The organism is Enterobacter sp. K16B, assembly GCF_020216105.1.
In the GTDB taxonomy this organism is placed as follows: Bacteria; Pseudomonadota; Gammaproteobacteria; order Enterobacterales; family Enterobacteriaceae; genus Enterobacter; species Enterobacter sichuanensis.
Genome location: NZ_JAIWJZ010000096.1, coordinates 1 through 21,279, shown reverse-complemented (window position 1 = coordinate 21,279; position 21,279 = coordinate 1). Strand labels below are relative to the sequence as shown.

22 protein-coding genes are annotated in these 21,279 nt (G+C 59.0%); 9 read left to right on the top strand and 13 right to left on the bottom strand.

Annotation, left to right across the window (positions count from 1 at the left end; genetic code table 11):
• Positions 1–79: 79 nt before the first annotated feature.
• Positions 80–490 (bottom strand): MarR family winged helix-turn-helix transcriptional regulator, encoded by a 411-nt coding sequence (locus LDK53_RS17420; RefSeq protein ID WP_047959363.1) that lies wholly within the window; start codon positions 488–490, stop codon positions 80–82.
• A 171-nt stretch (positions 491–661) separates the two neighbouring features.
• Here LDK53_RS17420 and LDK53_RS17415 point away from each other — a divergent pair, with 171 nt between their 5' ends.
• From LDK53_RS17415 to LDK53_RS17405, 3 genes are read left to right on the top strand one after another with little or no spacing between them, the layout of a single operon-like run.
• A complete protein-coding gene (locus tag LDK53_RS17415) occupies positions 662–1,264 on the top strand; it encodes a non-oxidative hydroxyarylic acid decarboxylases subunit B (RefSeq protein WP_047959362.1) in 603 nt (200 codons plus the stop codon).
• On the top strand, positions 1,254–2,681 hold the full coding sequence (locus tag LDK53_RS17410; RefSeq protein ID WP_095452111.1) for a non-oxidative hydroxyarylic acid decarboxylases subunit C: 1,428 nt from the start codon (positions 1,254–1,256) through the stop codon (positions 2,679–2,681). The genes LDK53_RS17415 and LDK53_RS17410 overlap by 11 nt, the downstream gene beginning before the upstream one ends.
• 10 nt (positions 2,682–2,691) lie before the next feature.
• On the top strand, positions 2,692–2,913 hold the full coding sequence (locus LDK53_RS17405) for a non-oxidative hydroxyarylic acid decarboxylases subunit D (RefSeq protein ID WP_225287676.1): 222 nt from the start codon (positions 2,692–2,694) through the stop codon (positions 2,911–2,913).
• A 47-nt stretch (positions 2,914–2,960) separates the two neighbouring features.
• On the opposite strand, the gene mutS is transcribed toward LDK53_RS17405, so the two are convergent.
• Both mutS and LDK53_RS17395 read right to left on the bottom strand, forming a co-directional pair.
• Positions 2,961–5,522, bottom strand: a complete 2,562-nt coding sequence (gene mutS / locus LDK53_RS17400; RefSeq protein WP_088244348.1) for a DNA mismatch repair protein MutS — start codon at positions 5,520–5,522, stop codon at positions 2,961–2,963.
• 113 nt (positions 5,523–5,635) lie between these two features.
• Positions 5,636–5,866: a SymE family type I addiction module toxin gene (locus LDK53_RS17395; protein WP_225287675.1), complete on the bottom strand. Its 231-nt coding sequence runs from the start codon at positions 5,864–5,866 to the stop codon at positions 5,636–5,638.
• A gap of 175 nt (positions 5,867–6,041) precedes the next feature.
• Here LDK53_RS17395 and LDK53_RS17390 point away from each other — a divergent pair, with 175 nt between their 5' ends.
• Positions 6,042–6,386 carry a nitrous oxide-stimulated promoter family protein gene (locus tag LDK53_RS17390; RefSeq protein WP_225287674.1) on the top strand — a complete coding sequence of 115 codons (345 nt, stop codon included), beginning with the start codon at positions 6,042–6,044 and terminating at the stop codon, positions 6,384–6,386.
• Positions 6,387–6,391: 5 nt separating this feature from the next.
• On the opposite strand, the gene LDK53_RS17385 is transcribed toward LDK53_RS17390, so the two are convergent.
• The 10 genes from LDK53_RS17385 to hypA all read right to left on the bottom strand — a co-directional run bounded on the left by LDK53_RS17385 (position 6,392) and on the right by hypA (position 16,316).
• The gene (locus LDK53_RS17385; RefSeq protein WP_225287673.1) at positions 6,392–7,612 is read right to left on the bottom strand and encodes an MDR family MFS transporter; all 1,221 of its coding nucleotides are present in this window, start codon (positions 7,610–7,612) and stop codon (positions 6,392–6,394) included.
• Between the two features lie 16 nt (positions 7,613–7,628).
• A complete protein-coding gene (locus LDK53_RS17380) occupies positions 7,629–8,390 on the bottom strand; it encodes an ABC transporter ATP-binding protein (RefSeq protein WP_225287672.1) in 762 nt (253 codons plus the stop codon).
• Positions 8,390–9,427: a FecCD family ABC transporter permease gene (locus tag LDK53_RS17375; RefSeq protein WP_095449236.1), complete on the bottom strand. Its 1,038-nt coding sequence runs from the start codon at positions 9,425–9,427 to the stop codon at positions 8,390–8,392. The genes LDK53_RS17380 and LDK53_RS17375 overlap by 1 nt, the downstream gene beginning before the upstream one ends.
• Positions 9,427–10,425 carry an ABC transporter substrate-binding protein gene (locus LDK53_RS17370; RefSeq protein ID WP_025757086.1) on the bottom strand — a complete coding sequence of 333 codons (999 nt, stop codon included), beginning with the start codon at positions 10,423–10,425 and terminating at the stop codon, positions 9,427–9,429. Before LDK53_RS17370 ends, LDK53_RS17375 begins: the two co-directional genes overlap by 1 nt.
• A 152-nt stretch (positions 10,426–10,577) precedes the next feature.
• Positions 10,578–12,650 carry a formate hydrogenlyase transcriptional activator FlhA gene (gene flhA / locus LDK53_RS17365; protein WP_045286034.1) on the bottom strand — a complete coding sequence of 691 codons (2,073 nt, stop codon included), beginning with the start codon at positions 12,648–12,650 and terminating at the stop codon, positions 10,578–10,580.
• Between the two features lie 55 nt (positions 12,651–12,705).
• A complete protein-coding gene (gene hypE / locus LDK53_RS17360) occupies positions 12,706–13,716 on the bottom strand; it encodes a hydrogenase expression/formation protein HypE (protein WP_225287671.1) in 1,011 nt (336 codons plus the stop codon).
• Positions 13,713–14,834, bottom strand: coding sequence for a hydrogenase formation protein HypD (gene hypD / locus LDK53_RS17355; RefSeq protein WP_225287670.1), 1,122 nt, complete (start codon positions 14,832–14,834; stop codon positions 13,713–13,715). The genes hypE and hypD overlap by 4 nt, the downstream gene beginning before the upstream one ends.
• A 2-nt stretch (positions 14,835–14,836) precedes the next feature.
• Complete coding sequence (locus LDK53_RS17350; protein WP_025757089.1) at positions 14,837–15,109, bottom strand: HypC/HybG/HupF family hydrogenase formation chaperone; 273 nt, start codon at positions 15,107–15,109, stop codon at positions 14,837–14,839.
• Positions 15,100–15,963 (bottom strand): hydrogenase nickel incorporation protein HypB, encoded by an 864-nt coding sequence (gene hypB, locus LDK53_RS17345; RefSeq protein ID WP_047959342.1) that lies wholly within the window; start codon positions 15,961–15,963, stop codon positions 15,100–15,102. The genes LDK53_RS17350 and hypB overlap by 10 nt, the downstream gene beginning before the upstream one ends.
• A 2-nt stretch (positions 15,964–15,965) precedes the next feature.
• A complete protein-coding gene (hypA, locus tag LDK53_RS17340) occupies positions 15,966–16,316 on the bottom strand; it encodes a hydrogenase maturation nickel metallochaperone HypA (protein ID WP_025757091.1) in 351 nt (116 codons plus the stop codon).
• Positions 16,317–16,527: 211 nt separating this feature from the next.
• Between hypA and hycA the strand changes: the two genes are divergently transcribed.
• The 5 genes from hycA to LDK53_RS17315 form a co-directional block, all read left to right on the top strand.
• Positions 16,528–16,992 (top strand): formate hydrogenlyase regulator HycA, encoded by a 465-nt coding sequence (hycA, locus tag LDK53_RS17335; protein ID WP_025757092.1) that lies wholly within the window; start codon positions 16,528–16,530, stop codon positions 16,990–16,992.
• A 70-nt stretch (positions 16,993–17,062) separates the two neighbouring features.
• Positions 17,063–17,680: a 4Fe-4S dicluster domain-containing protein gene (locus LDK53_RS17330; protein WP_225287669.1), complete on the top strand. Its 618-nt coding sequence runs from the start codon at positions 17,063–17,065 to the stop codon at positions 17,678–17,680.
• A complete protein-coding gene (gene hycC, locus LDK53_RS17325) occupies positions 17,677–19,491 on the top strand; it encodes a formate hydrogenlyase subunit 3 (protein WP_225287668.1) in 1,815 nt (604 codons plus the stop codon). The genes LDK53_RS17330 and hycC overlap by 4 nt, the downstream gene beginning before the upstream one ends.
• 1 nt (position 19,492) lies before the next feature.
• Positions 19,493–20,416, top strand: a complete 924-nt coding sequence (locus tag LDK53_RS17320; protein ID WP_225287667.1) for a respiratory chain complex I subunit 1 family protein — start codon at positions 19,493–19,495, stop codon at positions 20,414–20,416.
• Positions 20,417–20,431: 15 nt separating this feature from the next.
• Positions 20,432–21,279: NADH-quinone oxidoreductase subunit C (locus tag LDK53_RS17315; RefSeq protein ID WP_225287666.1), on the top strand; the 848-nt coding region annotated here is incomplete at its 3' end.

The following is a 21,279-nucleotide window of genomic DNA, read 5'->3' as shown; positions in this document are numbered from 1 at the left end:
CCGTCGTGAGACGGGCCTTTTTCTTTTCTGGTTGATTGAGCACCGCGGTTGACCGGTGTGCGTTTTCATGGGGTCATGGCTATTCCTTAGCCATCATTTTGCTGATCATTGCCGTGAACTGCTTGCGCTCATTCTCGGTTAAACGTCCTAAAAACGCTTCATCCACCGCGTTGCCCACCGGTTTACAGCCTGCAAGCAGGGCTTCACCTTCTGGTGTCAGGAAGACAAAGCGGCGGCGCTTATCTGCCGGGTCGTGCTCGCGTTTGACCAGCCCGCGCGCCTCCATGCGGCTCAGCATTTCCGCCAGAGTCGCTTTCGTGCTGACCGCCACTTCAGTCAATGCCACCTGTTCAATACCCGGATGCTCAGCAATTGAGCGCATCACCGCATATTGCGGCTTGGTCAGTTCCGGTAAGGCATGTTGCCACTGCGCGGTATGCTGTTGAAAAAGCTGACGTAACAGGTGGAACGCCTCTTGTCTTAGTTCCATGAACACTCCGACGGAAAAAATCTCCCTCTATCATAGCCGCTATTGCTCTGGATTTTAACGCAGCAACTTTTAGCAATTCGTGTGATCGTGTACGAACGATCTTGTCAGAAAAACGATCCGGGAGTAGTTTATCTATAATGTTCGTGTGCGAACAAAATATTGAGGTGCTGAATGAGATTGATCGTGGGAATGACGGGGGCAACGGGGGCTCCGCTGGGCGTGGCGCTGCTGCAGGCGCTGCGGGAAATGCCGGAGGTGGAGACCCACCTGGTGATGTCGAAGTGGGCAAAAACCACCATTGAGCTGGAAACGTCCTGCACCGCGCAGGATGTCGCTGCTCTGGCTGACGTGGTCCACAGCCCGGCGGACCAGGCCGCGACCATCTCCTCCGGTTCGTTTCGCACCGACGGCATGATCGTCATTCCCTGCAGCATGAAAACGCTGGCGGGCATCCGTGCCGGTTACGCCGAAGGGCTGGTGGGCCGTGCGGCCGATGTGGTGCTGAAAGAGGGGCGCAAGCTGGTGCTGGTTCCCCGTGAAACGCCGCTCAGCACCATTCATCTGGAAAACATGCTCGCACTTTCCCGCATGGGTGTGGCGATGGTGCCGCCCATGCCTGCGTATTACAACCATCCGCAAACCGCCGATGACATCACCTGGCATATCGTGACGCGCGTGCTTGATCAGTTTGGTCTGGAGCATAAAAAAGCGCGCCGCTGGAACGGGTTACGCGAAGCGAAACATTTTTCACAGGAGAATAAAGATGGCATTTGATGATTTGAGAAGCTTCCTGCAGGCGCTCGATGAGCAAGGGCAACTGCTGAAAATTGAGGAAGAGGTGAACGCCGAGCCAGATCTGGCGGCGGCAGCCAACGCGACGGGACGCATCGGTGACGGCGCGCCGGCGTTGTGGTTCGATAACATTCGCGGCTTCACCGATGCCCGGGTGGTGATGAACACGATAGGCTCCTGGCAGAACCATGCCATCTCAATGGGGCTTCCGGCCAATACGCCGGTGAAAAAACAGATCGACGAGTTTATTCGTCGCTGGGATAAATTCCCCGTCACGCCTGAACGGCGGGCTAATCCGGCCTGGGCGCAGAATACGGTCGACGGTGAGGACATTAACCTGTTCGATATTCTGCCGCTGTTTCGCCTGAACGACGGTGACGGTGGTTTCTATCTCGACAAAGCGTGCGTAGTCTCACGCGATCCGCTCGACCCGGATAATTTCGGCAAGCAGAACGTCGGGATCTACCGCATGGAAGTGAAGGGCAAGCGTAAGCTTGGCCTGCAGCCGGTACCGATGCACGATATCGCCCTGCATCTGCACAAAGCGGAAGAGCGCGGTGAAGATCTGCCGGTGGCGATTACGCTCGGCAACGATCCCATTATCACTCTGATGGGCGCGACGCCGCTTAAATACGATCAATCCGAGTATGAAATGGCGGGTGCGCTGCGTGAAAGCCCGTACCCGATAGCCACCGCGCCGCTGACCGGCTTTGATGTGCCGTGGGGCTCTGAAGTGATCCTGGAAGGGGTGATTGAGGGCCGTAAACGTGAAATCGAAGGGCCGTTCGGTGAGTTTACCGGGCACTATTCCGGCGGGCGTAACATGACGGTAGTGCGAATTGATAAGGTCTCTTACCGCACCCAACCGATTTTCGAATCTCTCTACCTTGGCATGCCGTGGACCGAGATTGACTATCTGATGGGGCCGGCTACCTGTGTGCCGCTCTACCAGCAGCTGAAAGCAGAATTCCCGGAAGTGCAGGCGGTGAACGCGATGTACACCCACGGTCTGCTGGCGATTATCTCCACCAAAAAACGTTACGGCGGCTTTGCCCGCGCGGTCGGTTTACGCGCTATGACCACGCCGCACGGTCTGGGCTACGTGAAGATGGTGATTATGGTGGATGAGGATGTCGATCCGTTCAACCTCCCGCAGGTGATGTGGGCGCTGTCGTCGAAAGTAAACCCGGCAGGGGATCTGGTGCAACTGCCGAATATGTCGGTGCTTGAACTCGATCCGGGCTCCAGCCCGGCAGGCATTACCGACAAACTGATTATCGATGCCACCACGCCTGTGGCACCGGACAACCGTGGCCATTATAGCCAGCCGGTACAGGATCTTCCTGAAACCAAAGCCTGGGCTGAAAAACTGACCGCCATGCTGGCAGCACGTCAATAAGGAGGAAAAGATGATTTGTCCACGTTGTGCCGATCAACATATTGAAGTGATGGCAACCTCACCGGTGAAAGGGGTCTGGACGGTTTATCAGTGCCAGCATTGTCTGTATACCTGGCGCGATACCGAACCGCTGCGTCGTACCAGCCGCGAGCACTATCCGGAAGCGTTTCGTATGACGCAGAAGGATATTGATGAGGCACCGCAGGTGCCAACGATCCCGCCGTTGTTGTAAAAAAAAGCCCGGTAAGCGCATCGCTACCGGGCAAATACCGCAGAGAACTAAACCAGACTCTTCAACCGATAAATCCACTCCAGCGCCTGGCGCGGCGTCAGGGAATCCGGGTCGAGATTCTCCAGCGCTTCCACCGCCGGTGATGTCTCTTCCGCAGGCGCCAGCAGCGACATCTGCGTGCCATCAATTTGCGTCGCTGCCGCGTTGGGGGACAGGCTTTCCAGCTCACGCAGCTTCTGACGCGCGCGCTTGATCACCTCTTTCGGTACCCCTGCCAGCGCCGCGACGGCCAGGCCATAGCTCTTGCTCGCTGCGCCATCCTGCACTGTGTGCATGAAGGCGATGGTGTCGCCATGCTCCAGCGCATCAAGGTGAACGTTAGCCACCCCTTCCATTTTTTCCGGCAGCTGCGTCAGCTCGAAATAGTGGGTAGCGAACAGCGTCATGGCTTTGATTTTATTCGCGAGACTTTCCGCGCAGGCCCAGGCCAGCGACAGACCATCATAGGTTGATGTTCCGCGTCCCACTTCGTCCATCAGCACCAGGCTGTGCTCCGTCGCGTTATGCAGAATGTTAGCCGTTTCGGTCATCTCGACCATAAAGGTTGAGCGACCGCTCGCCAGATCGTCCGCTGCACCCACGCGGGTAAAGATCCGGTCGATGGGGCCAATCTCCACTTTTTGCGCCGGAACGTAGCTACCAATATAGGCGAGCAGGGCAATCAGTGCCGTCTGGCGCATATAGGTACTCTTACCGCCCATGTTCGGACCGGTAATGATCAGCATTCTTCGCTGCGGTGACAGGCTCAGCGGGTTGGCGATGAACGGTTCATTCAACACTCGCTCAACCACCGGGTGACGGCCTTCGGTAATACGAATGCCGGGTTTGTCGGTAAAGGTTGGGCAGGTATAATTCAGCGTTTCAGCGCGCTCAGCCAGGTTCACCAGCACGTCCAGCTCTGCCAGCGCACTGGCGCTTAACTGCAGGTCGGCCAGATGCGGCATCAGCATGTCGAACAGCTCGTCATACAGCTGTTTTTCCAGCGCCAGCGCTTTGCCTTTGGAGGTGAGGACTTTGTCTTCGTACTCTTTCAGCTCGGGAATAATATAGCGTTCAGCGTTTTTGAGCGTCTGGCGACGCACATAGTGAATCGGTGCCAGATGGCTCTGCCCGCGGCTGATCTGAATATAGTAACCGTGTACCGCGTTATAGCCGACCTTCAGGGTGTCGAGTCCAAGACGTTCGCGCTCGCGGATTTCCAGTTTATCAAGATAGTCCGTCGCGCCGTCGGCCAGCGCGCGCCATTCGTCCAGCTCCGCATTGTAGCCAGGGGCAATCACGCCGCCATCACGAACAAGTACCGGAGGCGCATCGATAATGGCGCGTTCGAGCAGCTCGCGAAGCTCGGTAAATTCGCCCATGGTGTCGCGGAGTTTCTGTACCGGCTCGCTGTCAACGTCACTCAACTGAGCACGCAGCTCTGGCAGTTGCTGGAACGCGTGACGCATCCGCGCGAGATCGCGTGGACGCGCGGTCCGCAGAGCCAGACGGGCCAGGATACGCTCCAGGTCGCCCACCTGGCGCAGGACGGGCTGTATCTCGGTATAGCGATCCTGCAACGCGGCAATCGTCTGCTGACGGCAAACAAGCGTCCCGGTATCGCGAATCGGCATGTGCAGCCAGCGTTTCAGCATGCGGCTGCCCATGGGTGTCACCGTACTGTCGAGGACCGAGGCAAGCGTATTTTCGACGCCCCCCGCCAGGTTCTGGGTGATCTCCAGATTACGGCGCGTGGCGGCATCCATGATGATGCTGTCCTGCTGACGCTCCATGGTGATCGAGCGGATATGCGGCAGGGCGGTGCGCTGGGTATCTTTCACGTACTGCAGGAGGCAACCTGCCGCACACAGCCCGCGTGGGGCATTTTCGACACCAAAGCCAATCAGATCGCGGGTGCCAAACTGCAGATTCAGCTGCTGGCGCGCGGTATCAATTTCAAACTCCCACAGCGGACGACGGCGTAACCCGCGGCGGCCTTCAATGAGCGCCATTTCGGCAAAATCTTCGGCATAGAGCAATTCTGCCGGATTGGTGCGCTGCAGTTCAGCAGCCATCGTTTCACGGTCAGCCGGTTCACTCAGACGAAAACGTCCGGAGCTGATGTCGAGCGTCGCGTAGCCAAAGCCTTTCCCGTCCTGCCACAGTGCGGCAAGCAAATTATCCTGACGCTCCTGCAGCAGAGCTTCATCACTGATGGTGCCTGGCGTGACGATACGCACGACTTTGCGTTCCACCGGACCTTTGGACGTCGCGGGATCGCCGATCTGTTCGCAGATGGCGACGGACTCCCCCTGATTCACCAGCTTCGCCAGGTAATTTTCTACCGCATGATGGGGGATACCAGCCATAGGAATAGGCTCACCCGCCGATGCACCACGTTTGGTCAGCGAGATGTCGAGCAGCTGCGATGCACGCTTAGCATCGTCATAAAACAGCTCGTAAAAATCGCCCATACGGTAAAACAGCAGGATTTCCGGATGCTGTGCTTTCAGCTTCAGATACTGCTGCATCATGGGGGTATGGGCGTCGAAATTGTCTAGTGTGCTCATGGAGTTATGATGTCCATTTCTTTGAATATAAACCGTTTTGAGCGGCTCAGTGGCCGTTTGTTCCTTCTATTGTCGCATGAAAAAAAGGTACGGCGCAGAAAAATGTCGTCGCTTTACGAGGCATCTTCCGACACTAACTCAATGACTATTTTTCCATGCTCAACGCCCACGCGAACCCGGGAGTGGGTGGTAAACCCTGCCTGTTCAAGCCAGTCTCCTTTTAAGCTCAGCGCCGCATGCACGCTGTAGCGCTTCGGTATCTTGGTATTGCGGTCTTCATGGCGCTTTCTGAAATATCCCACTGTTAAATGGCGATAGGGTTTGTTGATAGCGAGTTCTTGCATAGGGTCTCCCGACAACACGGATAAAAGTCATTACTGATGCCTGTATAAAATACCAGTGATTGTCTGGCGGTGCAGGGCTAAAACTGGAATCAGGCTTCAGAAAACCGCATGCAAAAACTGAAATTCTGCATTGAAAGGTGTATTATTTTTGCACTTTATTGTTCGGTAAGTCGCTATGTCCGGTAAACGAATTTCACGCGAAAAAGAGACCATCGCGAAAATGATCGCGCTGTATCAGAAGCAGTGTCCTCAGGCCTCTGCGGAAGAGGGGCATTATCAGGCGCTGAATGCCTACGCCGATAAGCGTCTGGATAAATGCGTATTTGGTGAAGAAAAGCCTGCCTGCAAACAGTGTCCGGTGCACTGCTACCAGCCTGCAAAACGGGAAGAGATGAAGCAGATTATGCGCTGGGCTGGCCCGCGTATGTTATGGCGTCACCCGATCCTGACCGTTCGTCATCTGATCGATGACCGTCGTCCCGTGCCGGAGCTGCCTGAAAAGTATCGCCCGAAAAAGTGACCGGTTCAGCGTCTCAGCGGGCGGCAAATCACGTTCAGGGCCAGCGCGCTGCAGAGTGGGAAAAGGGCCAGCAGCAGCCAGGGATACATTGCCTGCGTTGAGGGCACCAGCGCGCGATCCAGCAGGCTACCAAACAACAAGTTTCCTGCCAGTACCGCAATGCCGCCAGCGGTGGCGAGTGCGCCATAATGTGCCCCCAGCGTGGACTCTTCGGCAAAGCGCGGGACCAGATCCTTAGCCGATGGCACCAGCAGCATCTGTCCCAGCGTCAGCAGGGTCACGAAACAGATCGACGGCAGCAGGCGCAGCCAGCCCTCTGGCGGTGCCGTCGACGCAAACATTGCCACGCTTGCAAAGGCGGCGGAGAGCAGCAAAAAGCCCACCGGCAGGATCCTCACAGCGCCCACACGCCGGGCGAAACGCGCCAGCGGCAACTGTAAGGTGATGATCAGAACGGAGGCCAGCATAAAAAGCGGGCCGAGATCTTTCTCGTTACCGCCAGAGCGCTGGATCTCTACCGGCAGCGCCAGATAGAGCTGGTTATAGCTTAAAAGCCACGAACTGTAGGCAATGATAAAGGCGACAAAGCGGGGCTGGCGGAACGTCGTCCACCAGGGAACGAGCTTTAGCGTCTGCGCGGCGTGGCGTGACGCGGGCAGGCAAAAATAGAGCACCACCAGCGCAACGATAAAGACGCCTGCCCCCGCGAGAGCCACCTGACGAAAGCCCAGGCCGGTTAGCAGGGCGCCGGCAACCGGGCCCAGTACGGCAGCGAGTTCCCCGCAAACCGCAAAGAGCGCGAACCACTCCGCCCGGCTTCGTTTACCTTTCGCCTCGCTGTGCGTGCCTGCTTTCGCCAGCAATGCCTCAATAGACGGAGAAAACAGCGCGCCGCCCACGCCTGTCAGACACGCGCCCAGAATAATCGGCCACAGCGATTCCCCGAACGCCAGCAGCAGATAGCCCGCGACGCGGATAACACACCCGCTCAGGATCACGACTTTTGCGCCAAAGCGGTCCGAGAGCGCGCCCCCGACGATAAACATCCCCTGCTGGGAGAACGTGCGTAGCCCCAGGATCAGCCCGATCAGCCCGCCGGAGAGCAGCATATCGTCGCGCAGGAATATCGCCAGGAAGGGGACAACGGCGTAAAAGCCAATGTTAAAAACAAACTGGCTGCCCAGTAAAACGGGCGGCCAGAGCGCGGTGGCAGGGCGAAGGGGCATCGTTGTTCACTCGCCCCTAAACGATAAAGTGGATATGCTTTTTGCCATGGAACGGCGAGATTTCGATTTTGGTTTTTACCCGGAAAACATCCCAGAGCAGCGCCTCGGAGAGAATCTCCTGCGGCGTTCCTGTGGCCACAATTTGCCCTTTCTGCATCACAATCAGCGAGTCACAGAACATCGAGGCGTGGTTGAGATCGTGGATGGCGACAATGCTGGTGACCGGTAATTCGCTGATCAACTGCATCAGCTGCATCTGATGATGAATATCCAGGTGGTTGGTCGGTTCATCGAGCAGGATTTCCGTCGGGGTCTGGGCCAGGGCGCGGGCAATATGGACGCGCTGGCGCTCGCCGCCAGAGAGGCTCAGCCAGCCCTGATCGCTTTTATCCAGCATATCCACCCGTTGCAGTGCGGCGGTGACGGTTTCGTCATCATCCCTGCTCCAGTTGGAAAAAGCGGAGTGGTGCGGAATACGCCCGAGCTTCACCACGTCGCGCACGCGCATGTTCGCGTCGGTCATCCCGTGCTGTTCAACGAAGGCCACCCGGCGGGCAAGCTGTTTTTTGGCGATGCGGGCGATGTCCTGACCGTCCAGGGTAACGCTGCCGCTGTCCGGGCGGCGCAGACCAGCCAGAATGCGCAGAAGCGATGATTTACCGCAGCCGTTGGGGCCAAGCAAGCCGACCGTTTCCCCGCGAGACACCGTCAGCGAAACGTCATTAACGATGACTTTTTTACCCACCTTCCAGGTAATATGTTCAGCGCAGATACTCATCACTTATTCCTTGAGCGGTAGATAATCACGGCAAAGAACGGAACGCCAACCAGCGCGGTCACGACGCCGACGGGCAGGCTTTGCGGGGCGATCAGCATGCGCGAAGCGATGTCCGCCAGCACCATCAGGATCGCCCCTGCCAGCGCGCTGGCGATCAGCAATGTACGATGCAGCGGCCCGAACAGGAAACGCATGACGTGCGGCACCACCAGCCCGACAAAGCCGATTGAGCCCGCCATACTGACGATGGTCGCGGTGATCAGCGCGGTGGTGGTAAAGAGCGCCAGACGTACCCACGGGACGGCGATGCCCAGCGACGCCGCGGCGTCATCGCCGAACGTAAAGGCATCCAGCGCCCGGGAATAGTAGAGGCACACGGCTAACCCAATCAGCACCACCACCAGGGCAAGCTGGAATTCGGGCCAGCGCACGCCGCTGAAACTGCCCAGCAGCCAGAACATCACGTCACGCGCCTGCTGGGCGCTGGCGGAAGTGCTGATGGTGTAGGCGGTAATGGCGTTGAAAAGCTGCGAGGCCGCAACGCCCGCCAGAATGGTTCGTTCATTTCCGCCACGCGCGCCGTTGGTCAGAAACGCGACAAACGCAAAGGCGGCGAACGCCCCGGCAAAGGCACCCGCAGAAAGCGACACCGCGCCGGTGCCGATCCCCAACACCACCACGGAGACCGCGCCAGTCGACGCGCCGGCGGATACGCCGAGCACGTATGGCTCCGCCAGCGCGTTCTTCAGCAGGCTCTGCAATACGGCGCCGCAGATGGCCAGCCCCGCGCCGCAGCAGGCTGCCACCAGCGCGCGGCTCAGGCGAAAGTCCCAGATGACGCTCTCATAGATACGGTTGAGCGGAACCCCGGTGAGCCCCATTTTATTGCTGATGGCATAAAAGACGTTCTGCAGCGGAATGGACAGCTCGCCGACGCTGACGCTCAGCGCGATAACCAGAAATAGCAGGACAAAGGCAAGCAAACACGAGGTCGTCAGAACCAGGCTCTGCCTGGCCTGAAGGACGGCGGTGGTCATCAGTTCAGCCCCAGTTTTCTGAGCTGTTCGCCAACCTGCTGAGCCCCGTAAATCGTGCGGATCGTCGGGTTCATCGCCTGGCCGTCCATCACCACGATATGACCCTTTTTCACCGCGTCCAGCTGGCTGACTGCCGGATCGCTTTTGAGGAATTTGATTTTTTCTTCCGCGTTATCCAGTGCCCAGCGGTTGCGGTCGAGGCTTGAGACCACAATGACATCTGGATTAGCGGCAATAATGCTTTCCCAGCCCACGGTTGGCCATTCGGTCTCGGAGGTGATGGCGTTATGGCCGCCCAGCAGGCTGGCAATAAATCCGGAAGGGCTATTTTTACCGCCGACGTAGGCGTCCGCAGACGGGGAGGAGCTTGAGAACCAGAAAACAAAGGAGAGATCTTTTTTGTTTTTACTGAATTCCTGGCGCAGGTCAGCCTCACGTTTTTTGAAATCGGCAATCACGGCCTGACCGCGATCTTCCACGTTAAAGATTTTGGCGAAATCCTCAATCTCCTGATAGAGATAGGTCATATCCCACAGTTTCTGGCGGCTGCCGTACATATCGCCGGTGGCTTTTTTGGTCGCGCACATGCCCGGGGACACGTAGCTGTTCACGCCCAGAGTCATCAGATCGTCGCGTTTGGCAACCTTACTTTCAGGCCCCAGCAGCAGGGGAGTCTGCGCGGGGACAAAGTCAGGATTTTGTGCGAGAACAGATTCAAGCGTAGGAATTTCTACCGTCAGGGTTTTAATTTTCGCGTTCTGTTCAGCCAGCTGCGGCAGCACTTTGGTCGGCCAGAAGGCGCTGGCCTTCACTTTGTCTTCCAGGCCCAGCAGGAGCAAAATTTCGACGGTATTCTGACCCAGGGCCACGACGCGTTCCGGCGCTTTAGTGAATGTCTCTTTATAGCCACAATTTTCAATGGTCAGAGGATATGTGGTTGCCAGAGCAGAACTGACCGACGCAACCGCCAGGCCTAACGCGCAGATGACCTTCTTCATGAAACGCTACCCTTGATTAATATTATTATTGATGCAAATGAAACTCATTATTAAGGCGGAATTTTATACAGAGGAAACGATTTTGTGTCAATGAGGGACAATTGCGCAGGGTGACAAAAGGCGGTGTCAGAAAACACCGCCGGGATAAGGTGTTAGACCAGGCTCTCTTTATCGATCCCAAGACGCTTCATGCGCGACAGCAGGGTGGTGCGTTTTAACCCCAGTCGCTGGGCGGCACCTTTCGGTCCGGCGACCACGCCGTTGGTCTCTTTCAGCACGCGCATAATGAGCTGATATTCATCTTCTCCCTCTTTTGCCGTCTCGGCGGCGGGCGCGGTTACGTCAGGCAGCGTAACTTCAGGCAGGGAGAGTTGCAGCACATTGCCGCGCGTCAGCAGCACCGCACGTTCGATGACGTTTTCCAGCTCGCGCACGTTGCCGGGCCATTCCATCGAGGAGAGGGTGCGTAACGTCTCGGCAGGAATACTGTCGATGTTGCGCCCCATCCGGCGGGCAATCTTCGCGGTAAACGCTTTGACCAGCAGGGGGATATCTTCCGGCCGTTCGCGCAGCGGCGGCAGGCAGATCGGGAACACGTTCAGGCGATAGTAGAGATCGCTGCGAAACTCGCGGTCGGCGACCATTTTTTTCAGGTCGCGGTTGGTGGCGGCAATCAGCCGCACGTCAGTCTGGATAAGCTTGTTGCTGCCCAGGCGCTCAAATTCCTGCTCCTGCAGGACGCGCAGCAGTTTTGGCTGTAGCTCCAGCGGCATATCGCCCACTTCGTCGAGGAACAGCGAGCTTTTGTCGGCCAGTTCAAAGCGGCCCAGACGCTGGCTGCTGGCCCCGGTGAACGCGCCGCGTTCGTGACCGAACAGATCGCTTTCCAGCAGCCCCGCTGGCATGGCTGCGCAGTTCATCTTCACCATCCGTCGGCTGTTGCGGTTGCTCAGGTTGTGAATGGCGCGGGCTATCAGCTCTTTACCCGTGCCGGTTTCGCCCAGAATCAGCACCGTGCTGTCGCTTTGCGCCACCATCTCCACCTGCTTGAGCACGCTGTACATCGCATCGCTGCGCCCGATGATTTCACCAAACTCGCTGTCCACGTTGTTGAGCTGTTCGGTCAGGGCGAGGTTCTCATCCACCAGCCGCTCTTTCAGGCGATGAATCTCCTGATAGGCGAGGGCGTTATCCAGGGCGATGGAAATACGCTCGGCGATCTGACGCAGCAGCTTCAGGTTGGCGGTGGTAAATACTCCCTCCTCACACTGGGCCAGCTTTAGCACGCCGAGCATGGTGTCGCCGGACATCAGCGGCAGCAGGCACAGGGTCTGGATTTTGTTGCCCCAGGTGTTAAACAGCATCCGCTCGTAGGGTGCCACCGTATCCTGCTCGTTCAGGTTGAGCAGGAGGATCTCTTTGCTTTTAAAGACCCGCTCGGAAAGCGTACCGGCTTCGTCCACTTCACTCTGCTCATGGGCAGGGTTAGCCTCATCCAGATAGTGGGTGGAGTAGATGTTCAGCTTGCCCTTACGGTGCCCCCGCAGCGCAATACTGATGGCGTCGATTTTGAAATAGTGGTGGATCTCTTTTGACACCTCGCTGACCAGCTCATCCATATCGAGCCTGGAGAGCACGGCGTTGGTGATGGCGACCAGAATACGAAAGTTGTCGCGCTCGCGGCTCAGCAGGTCGTAATCGACGTTATTGTTCACGCGGCTTTGGATCTGCTCCGCGACGACGGCCACAATCTGGGTGAAGGTATGCAGGCGCTCGTATTCCGCCTCGCTCCACGGCTGGTCGGTGGTGCGGATAAACTCGCAGCCGCCAAAAATCTGGCCCTCTGCCGCCAGCGGCAACATGCAGTAATGCCCGAAGGGCTGATACAGATTGCTCTCCGCCAGCCGCGGCCACGCCTGTCGGAACGCCTCAAAGTTGCAGTGCAGCGCTTCAGGCCGGGAGAGAATGCGGCGCACCGGGCCATGGGCCAGATACGTTTCATCCTCGTATTCAAACGTTTTGCCATTATCACGCGTTGCGTAGTAGCTCGCGCGATGCGTACCGCTATGCCAGAGCACAATCGCGGCGCTGTCGGCCAGCGCCGATTGCCTGACCAGACGCGTCAGGGCATCGCTCAGCGCGCCGAGATCGGGCTGCTGTAAAAGTGTGCGCGTGATGTCAAACAGCCCCTGCTGTCCAAGATCGCTCATCGGTGTATATGGCATAGTGCTTTCCAGTAGAAACGAGCAAAAATTCCACGCTGGCCGCTTATGGCGCGGCCTAGCAAATTCGGGGTAAGGGTTCCGCGTGCGGCAAATCCAGCGTCCGTTTCACGCCATACAGCCCGGTCAGGCGCACCCCTTTGCGCTCAACCACTTCACCAATTATCGCCGCCTCGTGTCCAAACGGATGTGCCCGCAGCTGTTCCAGAACGGTGGGTGCAGAAGCGCGTTCAACGCCAATCACCAGCTTGCCTTCGTTGGCAAAGTTGAGCGGGTCAAGCCCCAGCAGCTCACACAGACCACGAACGGCGGGCGTTACGGGCAGGCTGCGCTCGGTGAGTTCAATCCCGCATCCGCAGCTTGCCGCAAATTCATGGACCACGGCATTCACGCCGCCGCGCGTGGCGTCCCGGAGCGCTTTCACGCCGGGAACTGCACGCAGCGTCTGGATCAGCGGGGTCAGCACCGCGCAGTCGCTGCGCAGTTCACCGTCCAGCCCCAGACCTTCGCGCAGGTTGAGGATGGTCGCGCCGTGGCAGCCCAGCGTGCCGGTCACGATCAGCACGTCGCCTGTGCTGAGGCGCTGCGCGCCCCAGTGAATATCGGCGGGGATCGCCCCGATGCCGGCGGTGTTGATAAACAGCTTGTCGGCCGCGCCGCGCTGCACCACTTTGGTATCGCCGGTGACGATAGCTATCCCTGCCTCGCGGGCGGTCTGCGCCATACTGTTGACCACCACCGTGAGCGTCTCCATCGCTAACCCCTCTTCGAGGATAAATCCGCAGGAGAGGTAGCGCGGAATGGCACCGCTGACGGCGATGTCGTTCGCCGTGCCGCAGACAGCGAGCTTGCCGATATCGCCGCCCGGGAAGAACAGCGGGTCAATCACGTAGCTGTCGGTGGAGAAGGCCAGCCTGTCGCCCTGCGCGGTGAGGGTCGCGAGGTCAATGCGCGCCTGGTCTTCCTGCTCGGCGAGCCAGGGGTTGCTGAAGGCCTCCATAAACAGCCGGTTAATCAGCTGCTGCATCGCCTGTCCGCCGCTGCCGTGCGCCATTTCAACCGTCTTCATGCTTCACTCTCCTGGTTGCGATACTGATACCACGCGGCACACGCCCCTTCGGAGGAGACCATCAGCGCGCCAAACGCCGTTTGCGGGTTACAGGTGTTGCCGTATAGTGGGCAATGATGAGGCTTGCATTTACCGGTGAGCACCTCGCCGCAGCGGGCCCGCGGATCGTCGCAAACCTGCTGCGGCTGCGGGCGGAAATGCGCTTCGGCGTCGAACGCGCGATAGGCCGGCGTCAGGCGCACGCCGGATTCGGCAATCAGTCCCAGGCCACGCCATTCGCTGTCGCCTTCGACGCAAAACACGTCGGCTATCGCCTGCTGTGCCCGTTCATTTCCTGCATCCGGCACCACGCGGCGGTACTGGTTTTCCACGGTACTCAGGGCCGCTATTTTCTGCTCAACCAGCATGGTGACACCTTGCAGTAGATCAAGAGGTTCGAAACCAGCGACCACTAACGGACGATTGTACTGTTCAGCGATAAAACCGTAGGCATCTGTGCCAATCACCATGCTGACATGGCCCGGCGCCAGGAAGGCGTCAATCCCGTTTCCCGGCGCTTCCAGCAGGCTGCGTAGCGTGGGGATGAGCGTAATATGCTGGCAGAAGAAGAAAAAGTTATCGACGCTGCGCGCTTTCGCCTGCTGCAGCGTAATGGCGGTGGCGGGCATGGTGGTTTCAAACCCCAGGCCAAAAAACACGATTTTGCGCGTGGGGTTATCCGCTGCCAGCGTCAGGGCATCCATCGGCGAATAGACGATCCGGATGTCGGCTCCGCGTGCTTTTGCCTGCAGCAGCGAGCCGTTTTTCCCCGGAACGCGCATCGCGTCGCCAAAGGTGCAGAAAATGACGCCGGGCCGGCTGGCAATCTCGATACAGCTGTCGATGCGCCCCATCGGCAGCACGCAGACCGGACAGCCGGGGCCATGGATAAACTCGATGTTCTCCGGCAGCAGCTGGTCGAGGCCAAATTTGAAAATGGCGTGCGTATGTCCGCCGCACACCTCCATGATCCGCAGCGGGTTTTCCGCCGTGTAGTCCAGCAGCGCCGCACGCGTTTTCAGATGCCCGATAAGCTGCAGTACCTGCTCGGGCGCACGGTATTCATCCACGTAACGCATGATTATCGCTCCTCGCCATACAGCAGCGCCCCCACGTCCGGCTCCACGTCGAACATGTTCTGCAGCGCCTCCAGCGTGTCGCGGGCTTCCGTTTCGTTAATCACGCTCATGGCGAACCCCACGTGGACCAGCACCCACTGGCCGAGACGCGAGACGCCGGTTTCATCGCTGCTGCCCACCAGCGTCAGGTCGACGTCGCGCAGGATGCCGCAGACCTCAACTTTGGCCTGATTACCGTCAATGGCATGAATCTGTCCCGGTACGCCTATGCACATCGTTCGTTCTCCAGCCAGTGTAGCCAGCTGTCCATGCCGTCGCCGCGGGTAGCGGAGACCAGCAGGATCTCAATATCCGGGTTCACCTCGCGGGCCCAGGACAGGCATTTATCCACGTCGAAGTTCAGGTACGGCAGCAGGTCGACTTTGTTGAGCAGCATGATGGAGGCGGCGGCAAACATATGCGGGTACTTCAGCGGCTTGTCTTCGCCTTCGGTCACCGAAAGCACCGCGACTTTGTGCCGTTCGCCCAGGTCGAAGCTCGCCGGGCAGACCAGGTTACCGACGTTTTCAATAAACAAGATGCCGTTATCTTCAAGCGGCAGGCGCGGGGCGGCGTCGGCGATCATCTGCGCATCGAGATGGCAGCCCTTGCCGGTATTCACCTGGATCGCCGGGGTACCGGTTTCGCGAATGCGCGCCGCATCGTTAACGGTTTGCTGATCGCCTTCAATCACCGCACAGGAGACGCGCCCGTTCAGGCGGTTGAGCGTTTCCGTGAGCAGCGTGGTTTTGCCGGAGCCGGGGCTGGAGACCAGGTTCAGCACCAGCTGTCTGCGGGCGGCGAAGCGGGCACGGTTACGGTTGGCGATCTGGTTATTCTTGTCCAGTACGTTGATTTCCACCTCCAGCATCTGACGCTGGCTGATGCCCGGCGCGTGGGTACCCGCTTCGCCGTGGCCGTAGTGAAGATCGCCCGCATCGGATCGTTGCGGGGAGAAAGCGATCCCGGTCAATGCCGCAGAAGGGCGTGGGGCAGGTGCAAAGGGCGCGGAGCGAAACGCGGAGTGGGGGTGATGTTCATCCCCTTCTATATACAGGTTGCCTTCGGCGCAACCGCAGGTACTACACATACTTACTCCTTCTCGATTTCGAGGCGTTGGATCTGCATGCCGTCATCCGCCACGATACGAAGAAAGGTGCTCTGACACTGCGGACAGCGCTGTACCTTCGACGACAGCAGGGTGACGTACTGCTGACACTGCTCGCACCAGCACTCCGCCTGCTGCTCTTCAATATGCAGTTCGCAGCCTTCCGCCAGCGTGCCGCGGCACACCAGTTCAAAACAGAAGGTCAGGGCGCTGGTTTCGACGCAGGAAAACGCCCCGACCTTCAGCCAGACGCCGGTGACGCGTTTTGCGTGGTTTTGCACAGCCTGCTGTTCGATAAGTTCCAGAGCCCGCTGGCAGAGGGTGATTTCGTGCATGACGCCTCCTCAATGAATTGCGCCATTGAATGCAATAACAATGCCATCTTGATTTTTGTTAAGGCGTGTCGATGTCAACGCTGTCGAAATGACACGTCGACACCGCAAAGCTGACAGCCAGTTTTTAATTAAAACTATTAAAAATCAGCAGGATAAAAAGTGGCATGGAATCTGCTTAACAGCCGCTATCTCCATTAAACGGATACCTTTTATGACTATTTGGGAAATCAGCGAAAAAGCAGATTACATCGCGCAGCGTCATCAGCAGTTACAGGACCAGTGGCATCTTTACTGCAACTCTCTGGTTCAGGGCATCACCCTCTCGAAAGCGCGTCTTCACCATGCGATGAGCTGTGCGGCGCAGGGGGACATGCGCTTTGTCCTCTTCGGCCATTTCATCATCAATGTCACCCTGGCGGATAACTTCAACAGCCACACCATTGAGTACCACCTTGAGACAAAAGACGGCGAAAAACAGTGTATTGCGAAAGCACAGCTGATGGCCGACGGCATGGTGGACGGCCACGTCAGCAACCGCGATCGCCAGCAGGTGCTGGAGCACTATCTGGAAAAAATCGCCCCGGTTTATAACAGCCTGTACGCCGCCGTTGAACACGATCTCCCGGTCAACCTGAAGCAGCTGATGGACGGAAATGCCTCAGCGAACGTGGCCTGACCCCTGTGTGTCGAAAAGTGTCGACAAGACAGTTTTTCGTCAAAAATGACTATCACCAGAGGATGACCCGGTGAACCGTTTTGTAATTGCTGACTCGACGGTCTGTATTGGCTGTCGAACCTGTGAGGCGGCGTGTTCGGAAACGCATCGCCTGCATGGGCTGCAGTCCATGCCGCGCCTGCACGTCATGCGTAATGAAAAAGAGTCTGCCCCGCAGCTCTGCCATCACTGTGAAGATGCCCCTTGTGCGGGTGTCTGTCCCGTAAATGCCATCACCCGCGTGGACGGCGCTGTCCAGCTGAACGAAAGCCTGTGCGTAAGCTGCAAGCTGTGCGGCATTGCCTGCCCGTTCGGCGCCATTGAATTTTCCGGCAGCCGCCCGCTGCATATCCCGGCGAATGCCAACTCGCCAAAAGCCCCGCCCGCGCCGCCCGCGCCGCCTGCTCCGGCACGCGTCAGCACGCTGCTGGACTGGGTGCCCGGCATCCGCGCCGTTGCGGTGAAGTGCGATCTGTGCAGCTTTGATGAACAAGGCCCGGCCTGCGTGCGCACCTGCCCAACCAACGCGTTGATTCTGGTTAACATTCGCGACATCGCCCGTACCCGCAAGCGTAAACGCGAGCTGACCATCAACAGCGATTTTGGCGACCTTTCTCTGCTACAGACGCTTAACGAGGGGGCGAAATGAACGCGGCGATGATGATGACCAGCGCGGTAGCGTACTTTGCGGCCACCGCGGTTCTGGCGTGGCTTCTGTCATTCCATAAAACCCTGAGCGGCTGGGTCGCCGGGATTGGCGGGGCGGTCGGCAGCCTGATGACGCTGGCGGCAGGCGGGATGGTTCTGCTCGACGGACACACCGTGGACACGCTCATGCCGCTCATCCGTCACACCGTTGCGATCACGCCGCTGAACGCCATCTGGCTGGTGACGTTTGGCCTGTGCGGGCTGTTTATCAGCCTGTTCAATATCGACTGGCACCGCCATCAAAACACCAGGGCCAACGGCCTGCTGATTAATCTGCTGATGGCGACGGCGGTCTGCACCGTTACCGCCAGCAACCTCGGCGCACTGGTGGTGATGGCGGAGATCATGGCGCTCTGCGGCGTCTTCCTGACGGGGTGCAGTACCTCCGGCAAACTGTGGTTTGCGCTGGGACGCCTCGGGACGCTGCTGCTGGCGCTGGCCTGCTGGCGGGTGTGGCAACGCTTCGGCACGCTGGACTTCGCGGCGCTTAACGGTCAGCCGCTGGGCAGCGACGTCTGGCTGCTGGGCGTGGTGGGCTTTGGCCTGCTGGCCGGGATCATCCCGCTGCACGGCTGGGTGCCGCAGGCGCACGCGAATGCCTCAGCGCCCGCCGCTGCGCTCTTTTCCACGGTCGTGATGAAAGTCGGGCTGTTCGGCATTCTGACGATCACCCTGACCGGCGGCCAGCCGTCGCTGTGGTGGGGCGTGGTGTTGCTTCTCGCCGGTATGGTTACCGCCTTTGTCGGTGGGCTGTACGCGCTGATGGAACACAATATTCAGCGTCTTCTGGCGTATCACACCCTTGAAAATATCGGCATCATCCTGCTCGGTCTTGGCGCGGGCGTGACCGGTCTGGCGCTCAATCAACCGGCGCTGATTGCCGCCGGGTTTATCGGCGGTCTGTATCACCTCGTCAACCATAGCCTGTTCAAAAGCACCCTGTTCCTGGGGGCGGGAAGCGTCTGGTTCCGCACCGGTCATCGCGACATCGAAAAGCTCGGTGGCATTGGCAAAAAAATGCCGGTGATATCTCTCGCCATGCTGGTCGGGCTGATGGCGATGGCCGCGCTGCCGCCGCTGAACGGCTTTGCCGGGGAGTGGGTGATCTACCAGTCCTTCTTCGCGCTCGGCCAGAGCGAGGCGTTTATCGCCCGTCTGCTGGGGCCGCTGCTGGCGGTCGGGCTGGCGATTACCGGGGCGCTGGCAGTGATGTGCATGGCGAAAGTTTACGGCGTCACCTTCCTCGGCGCGCCGCGTACGCGTGAGGCGGAAAACGCCTGCTGCGCACCGGTACTGATGGGGACAAGCGTGGTTGCGCTGGCACTGTGCTGCATCGCGGGCGGCGTGGCCGCGCCGTGGCTGCTGCCGCTGCTGGGTAATGCCATTCCGCTGCCGCTGACCGTGGCAAATACCACCGTTTCCCAGCCAATGGTCGCGCTGCTGCTGATTGGCACACCGCTGCTGCCGCTCATCCTGATGCTGTTCTTCAAACGCGACCGACTGGTCTCCCGCTCGCGCGGGACAGCGTGGGCCTGCGGCTATGAACACGAACAGTCGATGGTGATTACCGCTCACGGTTTCGCCATGCCGGTGAAAGAGAACTTCGCCGCCGTGCTGAAGCTGCGCCACTGGCTGAACCCGGTGCAGTGGGTGCCGGGCTGGCAGAGTGCCGCCGCGCCTGTGCTGTTCCGCCGTCTGGCGGTCATCGAGCTGGCGGTGCTGGTGGTGATTGTGATTTCACGAGGAGCCTGACATGAGTCTGTTACTGGCAATTCTTCAGGCGCTGGTGCTGTTCGCCGCTGCGCCGCTGCTTTCCGGGGTAAGCCGCGTGGCGCGCGCCCGGATGCACAACCGTCGCGGGCCTGGCGTGCTTCAGGAGTACCGCGATCTCTTCAAGCTGCTCTTGCGTCAGAGCGTCGCCCCGGATGCCGCAGGCTGGGTCTTCCGCCTGACGCCGTTTGTGATGGTGGGCGTAATGCTGACCATCGCCACCGCGCTGCCGGTGGTGACGGTGGGCTCGCCCCTGCCTGCGCTCGGGGATCTGATTACGCTGATCTACCTTTTCGCCATCGCCCGCTTCTTCTTCGCGATTGCGGGTCTCGACACCGGGAGCCCGTTTACCGGCATCGGTGCCAGCCGCGAGGCGATGCTGGGCGTGCTGGTTGAGCCGATCCTGCTGCTGGGGCTGTGGGTCGCCGCGCAGGTCGCGGGTTCAACCCATATCAGCTTTATCACCCACACCGTTTACCACTGGCCGCTTGCCCGCACCATTCCGCTGGTGCTGGCGCTCTGCGCCTGCGCGTTCGCCACGTTTATCGAGATGGGCAAGCTGCCGTTCGATCTGGCCGAAGCGGAGCAGGAACTGCAGGAAGGGCCGCTCACGGAATACAGCGGCTACGGCTTCGCGGTGCTGAAGTGGGGCATCAGCCTCAAACAGCTGGTGGTGCTGCAGATGTTTGTCGGCGTCTTCTTCCCGTGGGGGCAGATGACGCACTTCTCCGCGGGCAGTCTGGTACTGGCCGTGGTGGTGGCCGCCCTCAAGCTGCTGGTCGGCGTGCTGGTGATTGCCCTGTTTGAAAACAGCATGGCGCGCCTGCGTTTTGTGGAAACGTCGCGCATCACCTGGGCCGGTTTTGGTTTTGCATTTTTAGCGTTCGTCTCCTTGCTGGTGGCGTGATTAAAGAGAGTTTTTATGTCTGAAGAAAAGAAAGGTCAGCAGTATCTCGCCGCATTGCATCAGGCTTTCCCCGGCGTGGTGCTGGAGGAGTCCTGGCAAACCAAAGACCAGATAACCATCACCGTAAAAGTGAACTCTCTGCCGGAAGTGGTAGAGTTTCTCTACTACCAGCAGGGCGGCTGGCTGTCGGTGCTGTTCGGCAACGACGAGCGTCAGCTGTGCGGCAATTACGCTGTGTACTACGTGATGTCGATGGAGCAGGGGGAGAAGTGCTGGCTCACCGTGCGCGTGGAAGTCGATCCAAATAAACCGGAATACCCGTCCGTCACCCCGCGCGTACCTGCCGCCGTCTGGGGCGAGCGCGAAGTGCGCGACATGTACGGCCTGGTGCCGGTCGGCCTGCCGGATGAGCGCCGCCTGGTGCTGCCGGACGACTGGCCGGATGATCTTTATCCCCTGCGCAAAGACAGCATGGACTACCGTCAGCGCCCGGCGCCGACCACCGACAGCGAAACCTACGAGTTTATCAACGAGCTGGGCAGCAAGAAGAACAACGTGGTGCCGATCGGCCCGCTGCACGTCACCTCCGATGAGCCGGGCCACTTCCGCCTGTTCGTTGACGGCGAAAACATTATCGACGCCGACTACCGCCTGTTCTACGTCCATCGCGGTATGGAAAAGCTGGCGGAAACCCGCATGGGCTACAACGAAGTCACGTTTCTTTCTGACCGTGTGTGCGGCATCTGCGGCTTCGCCCACAGTACCGCCTACACCACTTCGGTGGAGAACGGCATGGGGATTGTGGTGCCGGAGCGCGCGCAGATGATCCGCGCCATTTTGCTGGAGGTGGAACGCCTGCACTC